Origin of the sequence: Elstera sp. (genome assembly GCF_044372965.1) — a bacterium.
In the GTDB taxonomy this organism is placed as follows: domain Bacteria; phylum Pseudomonadota; class Alphaproteobacteria; order Elsterales; family Elsteraceae; genus Elstera.
Map to the genome: position 1 here is coordinate 1 of NZ_JBILQX010000248.1, position 4290 is coordinate 4290.

6 protein-coding genes and 1 pseudogene are annotated in these 4290 nt (G+C 58.0%); 5 read left to right on the forward strand and 2 right to left on the reverse strand.

The genetic code is table 11. The annotated features are described in order from the left end of the window. Nucleotides 1–76 precede the first annotated feature (76 nt). On the reverse strand, nucleotides 77–766 hold the full coding sequence (locus tag ACIQ36_RS18895) for a hypothetical protein (protein WP_395832242.1): 690 nt from the start codon (nucleotides 764–766) through the stop codon (nucleotides 77–79). A gap of 18 nt (nucleotides 767–784) precedes the next feature. Beyond that, entirely contained in the window at nucleotides 785–1294 is a 510-nt protein-coding gene (locus tag ACIQ36_RS18900; RefSeq protein ID WP_395832244.1) for an outer membrane protein assembly factor BamE, read from the reverse strand. Nucleotides 1295–1476: 182 nt separating this feature from the next. Between ACIQ36_RS18900 and ACIQ36_RS18905 the strand changes: the two genes are divergently transcribed. The 5 genes and pseudogenes from ACIQ36_RS18905 to ACIQ36_RS18925 all read left to right on the forward strand — a co-directional run. Next, entirely contained in the window at nucleotides 1477–2034 is a 558-nt protein-coding gene (locus ACIQ36_RS18905) for a ubiquinol-cytochrome C chaperone family protein (protein WP_395832246.1), read from the forward strand. A 60-nt stretch (nucleotides 2035–2094) separates the two neighbouring features. Continuing rightward, complete coding sequence (locus tag ACIQ36_RS18910) at nucleotides 2095–2595, forward strand: YceD family protein (RefSeq protein ID WP_395832248.1); 501 nt, start codon at nucleotides 2095–2097, stop codon at nucleotides 2593–2595. Between the two features lie 102 nt (nucleotides 2596–2697). Next, nucleotides 2698–2880, forward strand: a complete 183-nt coding sequence (rpmF, locus tag ACIQ36_RS18915) for a 50S ribosomal protein L32 (RefSeq protein ID WP_084627702.1) — start codon at nucleotides 2698–2700, stop codon at nucleotides 2878–2880. A 42-nt stretch (nucleotides 2881–2922) separates the two neighbouring features. Beyond that, nucleotides 2923–3978: a phosphate acyltransferase PlsX gene (plsX, locus tag ACIQ36_RS18920; RefSeq protein ID WP_395832250.1), complete on the forward strand. Its 1056-nt coding sequence runs from the start codon at nucleotides 2923–2925 to the stop codon at nucleotides 3976–3978. Continuing rightward, nucleotides 3975–4290 (forward strand): annotated as a pseudogene (locus ACIQ36_RS18925) (3-oxoacyl-ACP synthase); the annotation flags it as partial. The gene plsX and the pseudogene ACIQ36_RS18925, both read left to right, overlap by 4 nt.

The following is a 4290-nucleotide window of genomic DNA, read 5'->3' on the forward strand; positions in this document are numbered from 1 at the left end:
GTTTGGTGGATGAGCCGAGCCTGATTACGGCGGCGGAATAGATATGCAAACGGCCCCGAAAGGGGCCGTTTTTAGTTTAGATAACAGAAATAGAAACGAAATCTTCGTCTAAAAGTATATCTATATAATTATCGCGTAGAATAGAGATATGAGAAACGGCGTAGCCAATATAGAATAGTAGGCGACCAAAAATGTTTTCGAACAAAATACCTGTGTCTATTAAGAAAATTTCTTTGAAGTCGGTCCTAAGGTGAAAAGGAACCCCTTTAAATTTTTCAACGTCTACCCCAAGTTCCCGTAAGATTGTTTCATCCGTTGTCGATTCAAATGTTGATATAGTGTCTTTGTGTAAAAGCCTGAAAGCTGTTTTGGGGGTTTCCAGAAATTTCTGATTGAATTTGTCAATCTTACGTCCAAACCTGTCTATGCTGCCCCCCATGCTAACCATGAGATCAGGAAAAAAATCATCATTCTGTTTAAGGTTCTGAATATCATTATTGGATAAATAGCAAATTCTCGAGATATCGCAATAGGGTATTCCGTTATAATCCTCCGAAAAACTATAGTATATATTTGTACACTCTGAAGATTTTATTTGAACGCACGAGGGATTAGGGATACGGGCATATTCACCCGTCCTGCGGGATGTTGAATCCCGAATGTATAGAATATCTTCCCAGGGTTCTTGGCATAAAAGCTGTAAACGCTTTTTCTCTTCAAGCGGAAGTGGAAAGAGTAAGGTATCGGGCTGAGTGTCAACGGACATCTTCCGACACCATAGCTTTTACCGCTGCCCCGTCGGGCTCGGGGCCTTATACGGGCCGTCTTTGCTGCCAAAGCGTCCGATATTGCCGAAGAGTTGTTCGATAAAGCCCATCGAGTGGCCAGTCGTCGGCGTGGTTTCGGCGGTATGGTCGATAAATTCGACCGTCTCGCCGCCCGTCGCGGCCAGTTTCGAGACAAGCCCGGCGTCGTCGAAATAGACGCGCAGAATGGTTTGCTCCACCGGCGCGGGCTTCAAGAAGGCGATCGTTTCCTGCTTGCGGCTAATATAGTACCAAACCTTGTCCGAAAACGTTCCGGCGGCGGTGGGGGAGCCGAGCAGGCGCTGCACGTCGGCCCGGCTGGAGCCGCCGATAATGATTTGATCTACCGCTTCTTGGGTGGGCAGATTGCCGCGATTATCGACAATCGGCGTGCAGGCCCCAAGGCCGCTTCCCAGCACGAACAGAGTAAGGCCGAGGGTAAGGCCCAAGGTGGGGCGGCGGGTTGGGGTGCGGTTTGTCGTCATCATTCCGAAGGGTCGGTTTCTAGCTCTCAACGCGGGTGCCTGGAATGCCCCCCTTGACCGGGAGGGTCGCGGGAGCCACTTTGCCGCTGCGCATGTCGGCGTCAGGCGCGACAGACACTCGCATTGCCCCTGGGGCAAGTCAATTGCGGCCTGTTCCCGCCCGTCACTTTCCATTAAGGAGCGGTATGGTCTTCTCATTCTCCTGGCCGTTCAGCCCCGCCCGCCGTGCGCGCCGGGCGCTACGCCAAAGGGCCGAAACGCTCTATGGGGTGGCGGTTGCGCAGGCGCGGCAGCCATTGTTCTATCAAGCCTATGGGGTGACGGACTCGCCGGAAGGCCGGTTTGAGATGGTGGCCTTGCATATATGGCTGCTGCTGCACCGGCTGAAGGCCCTGCCCGAGGCGGCTGAGCTCGCCCAGGCCCTCCACGATGTGATGATGGACGATATGGACCTCTCGTTGCGCGAGCTCGGCATTAGCGACGTTGTGATCGGCAAGCGCATCAAGCTTGTGGCCGAGAATCTCTATGGTCGCCTGCAAGCCTATGATGCGGGCTTGGACGATAGCGCGGCGTTTGCCGCCGCTCTGCGCCGCAATGCCTACGGCCCCCGCGCGGGCGTGCCGACGGACGATGCGGTCGCGGCGATGATCGGCTATTGTCACCGGCAAGTGGCTGCGCTGGCGGCCCAAGCCTCGGCCGACCTGCTGGCGGGATCGTGCCAATTTTCAGCTTTAACCGAGTAGAGCCTGATGGAGCCTGAATTTTCCCGCCCCCTGTCGCTGGACCGTATCGGATCGCACCAGATGACCCAAACGGTTGAAGCGACCCCCGAAGAACGGGCGGCATTGGCCGAACGGTTCGCGTTGCAAGACCTCAGCCGACTTTCCGCCAAGCTCGCCATCCGGCGTGTGCGCGGCGGCAAATATGTGTCGGTCTCGGGCCACGTTAGCGCGGCCGCTGTGCAAAGCTGCGTGATCAGCCTGGAGCCGGTCCCGGCGGTGGTGGAAAGCGATTTCGCCCTCGTGCTCGGCCCGATCGATAGCGCGCCGGAGCGTGGCGAGATCGATCTGACCGGCGAAGACGATGAGTTGGAGCCCTGGCCGGAAGAGGGGCTCGATCTTGGCGAGATCACGGCGCAATATTTTTCCCTCGCGCTCGACCCCTATCCGCGCGCGGAAGGGGCGGCGGTGCCGGAGGATTATATCGCCGTTGAGGAGGAGGAATCGGCGGCTTCTGCAACCGCAGAAGAGTCCGGCAAGCCCAACCCCTTTGCACGCCTAGCGGGGCTTGCAAAGAAAGGATGAGATTATATCGCTCTGTGTGACAGAATCGCTTGCGGACGTTCCCGATATTGGCTACACAGGCCGTCGCTTTTCGGCGATGTCCGCTAACACGAGTTCAAGATTATGGCAGTTCCTAAGAAGAAGACCTCCAAGTCCCGTCGTAACATGCGTCGCTCGCATGACGCCCTGTCGGGTTCGGCTTATACCGAATGCTCGAACTGTGGCGAACTGCAGCGTCCGCATCACATCTGCCCGGCCTGCGGTCATTACGATGCCCGCGAAGTGGTTGCCTCGGCAGCCGCTTAAGCCTTTTGGCTTGTTCGATCAGACACAGACGATAGGCGCACCGTGACAGCTCGGTTGACCATTGCCCTCGATGTGATGGGCGGCGACCGGGCTCCCGGGATCGTGATCGACGGTGCGAATATCGCGCGCGAGCGCTTTCCCAACGTAGATTTTCTGATGGTCGGCGACGAGCAGCGGATCGAACCGCTTCTCGCCCGCCTACCATTGTTGCGGAAAGTCTCGCAGGTGCTGCACACCGATAAAGCGGTGTCGTCTGACGAAAAACCGTCCACCGCCTTGCGCAACGGGCGCGGTTCTTCCATGCGTTTGGCGCTGGATGCCGTGGCCGACGGCCGGGCGGCGGCGGCCGTTTCGGCGGGCAATACGGGCGCGCTGATGGCGATGGCAAAGCTATCGTTGCGCACGCTGCCCGGAATCGACCGTCCGGCGATTGCCTCCATCATTCCTTCCCAGCGCGGTGAAACCGTCATGCTGGATCTTGGGGCGAATGTGGTGTGCGACGCCCAAAACCTGTTGCAATTCGCCATTATGGGCGACGCCTTTGCGCGGGCCGTGCTGGGCCTGACCAATCCGACCATCGGTTTGCTGAATATCGGCGCCGAGGAAATGAAGGGGCGGGAAGAGCTACGCCAAGCCGCGATTCTGTTGCGTGAATCGCCGCTCGCCGCGCAGTTCCACGGCTTTGTCGAGGGGAATAACCTCTCCACCGGCTCGGTCGATGTTGTCGTAACCGATGGGTTTACCGGCAATGTTGCGCTGAAAACGGCGGAAGGCACGGCCCAACTCATCGTGCATTTCCTGCGCGAGAGTTTCAAAAGCTCCATTTGGGCGCGGATTGCCTATGTGCTGATGCGCCCGGCGCTCACCCAGTTCCGCAACCGTGTCGATCCGCGCCGCTATAATGGAGCGGTGTTCGTCGGGCTGAACGGCATCGCCGTCAAAAGCCACGGTGGCACCGACGGGCTCGGGTTCGCCAATGCCATCGGCGTTGCCGCCGATATGGCGATGCATGGGTTTATCGATAAAATTCGCAGCCAAGTGGCCGTCTTGCAAGCGACCTCGGCGGACCCCACTCCAGCCGTGAGCTTGGCCCCATGAGTTTTTGGCGTTCCCAGATTATCGGTACCGGCTCTTATCTGCCCGCGCGCATTGTCACGAATGACGAGTTGGCCCAGCGGGTCGACACCTCCGATGAATGGATCCAGCAGCGCTCCGGCATTCGGCAACGCCATGTTGCAGCCGAGGGCGAGACCACGGCGGATCTTGCCACGGCGGCCGCGGTAAAGGCGCTGGAGGCGGCTGGGATTTCGGTGCAAGAGCTTGATTTGATCGTTCTTGCCACGACAACGCCAGACGATACTTTTCCCTCGACCGCAACCAAGGTGCAAGCGCGCCTCGGAATGCATCGCG

Bases quoted from the DNA above. Each gene is read 5' to 3' on its own strand.
- ACIQ36_RS18895 (WP_395832242.1), bottom strand. From the start codon at position 766: ATGTCCGTTGACACTCAGCCCGATACCTTACTCTTTCCACTTCCGCTT.
- ACIQ36_RS18900 (WP_395832244.1), bottom strand. From the start codon at position 1,294: ATGATGACGACAAACCGCACCCCAACCCGCCGCCCCACCTTGGGCCTT.
- ACIQ36_RS18905 (WP_395832246.1), top strand. From the start codon at position 1,477: ATGGTCTTCTCATTCTCCTGGCCGTTCAGCCCCGCCCGCCGTGCGCGC.
- ACIQ36_RS18910 (WP_395832248.1), top strand. From the start codon at position 2,095: ATGACCCAAACGGTTGAAGCGACCCCCGAAGAACGGGCGGCATTGGCC.
- rpmF (WP_084627702.1), top strand. From the start codon at position 2,698: ATGGCAGTTCCTAAGAAGAAGACCTCCAAGTCCCGTCGTAACATGCGT.